4 protein-coding genes are annotated in these 3,998 nt (G+C 68.0%); 1 reads left to right on the top strand and 3 read right to left on the bottom strand.

From position 1 onward, the window contains the following. A partial coding sequence (locus B8460_RS07910) for a heterodisulfide reductase-related iron-sulfur binding cluster (RefSeq protein ID WP_048861046.1) occupies positions 1-326 on the top strand: 326 nt, incomplete at its 5' end. A gap of 28 nt (positions 327-354) precedes the next feature. On the opposite strand, the gene B8460_RS07905 is transcribed toward B8460_RS07910, so the two are convergent. The 3 genes from B8460_RS07905 to B8460_RS07895 form a co-directional block, all read right to left on the bottom strand. Continuing rightward, positions 355-1,686, bottom strand: a complete 1,332-nt coding sequence (locus tag B8460_RS07905) for a sensor histidine kinase (protein WP_048861045.1) — start codon at positions 1,684-1,686, stop codon at positions 355-357. Positions 1,687-1,703: 17 nt separating this feature from the next. Then, on the bottom strand, positions 1,704-2,900 hold the full coding sequence (locus tag B8460_RS07900) for an FIST signal transduction protein (protein WP_048861044.1): 1,197 nt from the start codon (positions 2,898-2,900) through the stop codon (positions 1,704-1,706). A 149-nt stretch (positions 2,901-3,049) separates the two neighbouring features. Further along, a partial coding sequence (locus tag B8460_RS07895; protein ID WP_048861043.1) for a fatty acid desaturase occupies positions 3,050-3,998 on the bottom strand: 949 nt, incomplete at its 5' end.

Here is a 3,998-nt window from a genome sequence, read left to right as displayed (position 1 = left end):
ACGGCCACTGCCATCAAAAGGCGTTCGGAGCGTTCGCGCCGTCGCTCGCGGCGCTGCGCCGCGTGCCGGGGCTGGAGGTGCGGCCGATCGCCTCCTCCTGCTGCGGCATGGCCGGCACCTTCGGCTATCAGGCGGAGACGCAGGCGGAGAGCCGGGCGATGGCGGAGGCGGCACTGCTGCCCGCGGTGCGCGAAGCCGCCGCCGACGCGCTGATCGTGGCGGACGGCACGTCATGCCGCCATCAGATACGCGACCTCGGCGGCCGGGAGGCGATCCACAGTATCCGCGTGCTGGACGCGGCGCTGACACACCCGCCGCGCGGCTAGCTGGGTTGGCCGGCCAGCGCGCCGGGGATCAGGGGACGGCCTCGGCGGTCACGTCGTCGTCGCGCGCCATGGCGGCGGGGAACAGGATGCGGGTCTGCACCGAGCCGTCCGGCCCGTTTTCCACCAGCAGCGTGGCACCCTGGGCTTCCGCCAGCTGGCGGGTGATGGCGAGGCCGCCGCCGAGGCGGCGCGCCGGGTCGAACATGGCGGCGACGTCGTCCGACGCGGCCGTCGCGCCGAGCACCGGCGTCACGCCGGAGCGGATCAGCACCTCCAGGGTGCCGTCGCTGCGCCTTGTGGTGAGCAGGCGCACGGTGCCGCCGTCGATGGTCATGCGCATCGCGCCGGCGATCAGGAAACGCATCACCTGCGTCATCCGCACGCGGTCGACGCACAGCGCGGTGCGCCGTCGGGGCATCGCAGCGTCGAGTTCGATGCTGCGCCGCACGCTCGGCACGTAGACCATGCGCAGGACGGAGCGGACCAGCTCCTCGACCGGCACCCATTCGATATCGAGCTCGCCTTCCGTCAGCGCCCGCTCGCCCGACCGGCCGGCGTCGTCGAGCAGGGAGAACATATAGGCGGCACTGCGGGCGATTTCGTCGGCATCCCGCTCCAGGGCGCGCCGGTCGGGCACCCGGCCATCGGGCGGGCACAGCCGGGAGGCGACACCGCTCAGCGCCTGCAGCGCCGGGCGCAGATCCTGTGCCAGCATGTCGATCAGTTCCGACCGTGTCTGGCTCGCGCTCTCCGCCGCCTGCTTGGCTCGGCGCAGCTCCGCCTCAACCTGCTTGCGGTAGATGACGTCGAGATAGACCGACAGCGCGCTTTCCACGAGCTCCTGGTCGCCTGCCTCGAACGGGCGGTTGACGTTGCTTTCTGAGCGGTTGCCGATCACCAGCGCCTGCCCGCTGCTGGCGTCATAGGCCCACAGGATATAGGGAAGCTGCACGATGGCGCCGATCGCTTCCGTCTCCGCGGTCAGCTTCTCGCGCACGGAGCTGTAGCAGAAGGGCGGTGGGGCATTGATGTAGAATACGGATTCCAGCGCCGCGAGATTAAGCCCGATCGCGTGCGAAACGACGAACCGCCCGCTGCCGATCGGCTCCTCGCGCAGCAGGGCGGCGCGATCGCAGAGCGTGTTGTCCACGACGATTTCCAGCATCGGGCCGCCGATATCGGCGCCCGACGCACGCACGTCGCCCAGGCGATAGGCCTCGCGCAGGAGCTTGACCACGGTACGGCTGCGGCGCGCCTCGCGATATGCGTTGCCCTGCTCTTCCTGGATGCGGACAAGCCGGGAACCGAGAAGATTACATTCGCGACGATAGTAGTTCAGTTCGCGCTCGAGCTGACCCATCGGAACTTGCTCAGGCATCACGGCGCATACCGTAACGTGGCCAGCAGGCCTGTCCAGTCCAATGGTCGGCTATAGCCATCAAATGGCGCAATTTCGACACCTGAAAAGAAACCGAGAAAAGGGACACCGCGATCAATGTCTCCGGTGACGACTTCCGCTTCCTCGTGTGACGCACCGGTGCGTGCGCTGACACGGCCGGCGCAGTCGATATACATGTTGAGGAACGCGCCGCCCTGGGCCGAGGCGCGGTTGGCCGCGGCGACGCCGGCGCGCACGGATTCAATCATCAGGGCATTGTCGCGGGCCATGATCTGGACCAGCGCCCCTTCGGTGAAGTCGGGTTCGAACAGGGTGACGGACCCACTTGTGCGGTCGGCGCCCAGGATCAGGCGGTTGACGTAGTCGTTTTCATCATACGGAGCGAAGGGGTCGCCCTGTTTCTGGCCGAGGGTGGCGATCAGCGTCAGCTCGTGACCCTCCGTGCCGCCGAGCGGCAGATCGAGCATGCGCTCGATCACAGTCAGCGCGGGTTCGCCGTCGAGTTCGAACACCTCCGCCCCGTGCATCCGGGTGATGGTCATGAAGCTGCTGACGGGGCGGCAGCCATGCAGCACCGCCGTCGCCGCCCGGACGCCCGGCGGGAAGACGAGCACCTGCAGACCATGCCGGCGGGCGCCGTCGGCATCGATCACCCACCCGTCCGACAGATTGAGATCGGTAAGCAATCCCCCGCCGAAGAGCTGCACCATCTTGCCGCCCAAGCCGTCCTGGAAGCCCTCCACGATCGAACTGGCGGGATGCAGCCGCAGCGGCGCGCCGACCGCCACGCTGTCATACAGCATGAGCACGGTTGCCCCGTCCGTGGCGCTGGCCGCCACGTGGCGCCCCGCCGCCTGTCCTGCCGCGCGCTCGCCGTCAAGCAGGTCGTTGTTGACGTAAAGGGTCGGAACGACGCTTGGATCGGTAAAGGCAATCAGGCCGATCTCCAGCCCGCTGTAACCATAGCCGGCCAGGGCAATGACGCCCGCCGCCGAGCCGCCGGCCATCGATACCCCGGGAAACGCCGTGGCCAGGGCCCGGTGCACGTCCGCGCCCGCGTGCTTGCCGCCGGAAAACACGATCAGAAACAGGGGCGCCACGCCGTGCAGCTGCGCGACGCAGCTGTTGACGGCCGCCGCCGTTTCGAAATGCCGGGCATAAGCGATGCGGACCAAGGACTCTGCAACCTGGCCAGAGTTGACGTCTGGTCTATACAATACAGCCCCCAAAGGTTGCAAAAAAGGGAAAAGTCCCTCAATCATACGTTGTCTTCGGGAGGGTCAGGCAGGCGCTCTGCCCGGCCGTTTGACGGTTCTGTCATCGGTCAGACCCGAAAACCGGCCGGCTTGGCCGCAAGACTGACCAGCGTGAGGTCCACGGCGCGCATGAGCCCCCAGCACTCGCTGTAGGCGGTGTCGTGGGCGGTGGCCACGCGCTCGAGATCGGCCTCGCGGGCCTGGATGTAGCTGGTCCATCGTTTGCTGGCGGGACGGCGGTGATGAAAGTCGTGGCAGGGAGCGTCGCCGACGAGAACGAAAAGTCGGATAAAGAGTTGCCACGTCAGCATCTCCGCCCACCAAAGCGTCCACGCACCGAGCCGTGTCGCGACCGGCAGGCCGCGGGCGGGCGGGCGCCGGCCCGGAAACACGCCGCTGGTCGCGTGATGCGGCAGGTCGCGCCCCCGAGCGACCATGATTGCCTCGTCGGGGAAGCTGTGTTCGCACAGGATGCGGAAGACCGTCGCGACCTGCAGAAGTACAGTCACCGGCAGCACCCAGGCAATCAGGACGAGGCCGAGCGCGTGACCCGCCGCCGCCGCGCCCAGCACGAACAGCCAGAAGCTGGCGGCGAGCCAGTTGTGCATCGGATCGCCCGAGCGCATCGCCGCCCGCGCCCGGCGGTAGGTGAAGCGGGCGTGAAACCAGGGCGACACGAGGTTGCCCACGACCCGCAGCCACAGTCGCCGCCGCGAGACGCCGCCCACGAGGCCGCAGGTGCCGAAGACGAAGTCCGCGAACTCGTCCTCGTCCGTGAGCAGCTTGTTGGCACTGTGATGCAGCATGTGCTCGCGCTTGTAGACGTCGAAATGCTTGAACAGCAGCAGGGCGGAGACGATACGCCCGGCCACCACGTTCCATTCCCGCGTCCGGAACACGGTCCCGTGCGAGCAATGGTGAAACACGACCACCTGCACCAGACCCAGGCCCGACGTCGATAGAAGCAGGCCGACCGCCACCGCCGCCAACGCGAGGGCGAGCAGCGGCGCGGATAGC

It is taken from the genome of Acidisphaera rubrifaciens HS-AP3, assembly GCF_000964365.1.
Taxonomy (GTDB): Bacteria; Pseudomonadota; Alphaproteobacteria; order Acetobacterales; family Acetobacteraceae; genus Acidisphaera; species Acidisphaera rubrifaciens.
Note: the sequence above shows the minus strand (reverse complement) of the source record. Positions and strands in the feature narration are given on the sequence as shown.

Excerpts from the sequence above, each read along its gene's own strand:
- B8460_RS07905 (WP_048861045.1), bottom strand. The coding sequence starts at position 1,686 with ATGGGTCAGCTCGAGCGCGAACTGAACTACTATCGTCGCGAATGTAAT.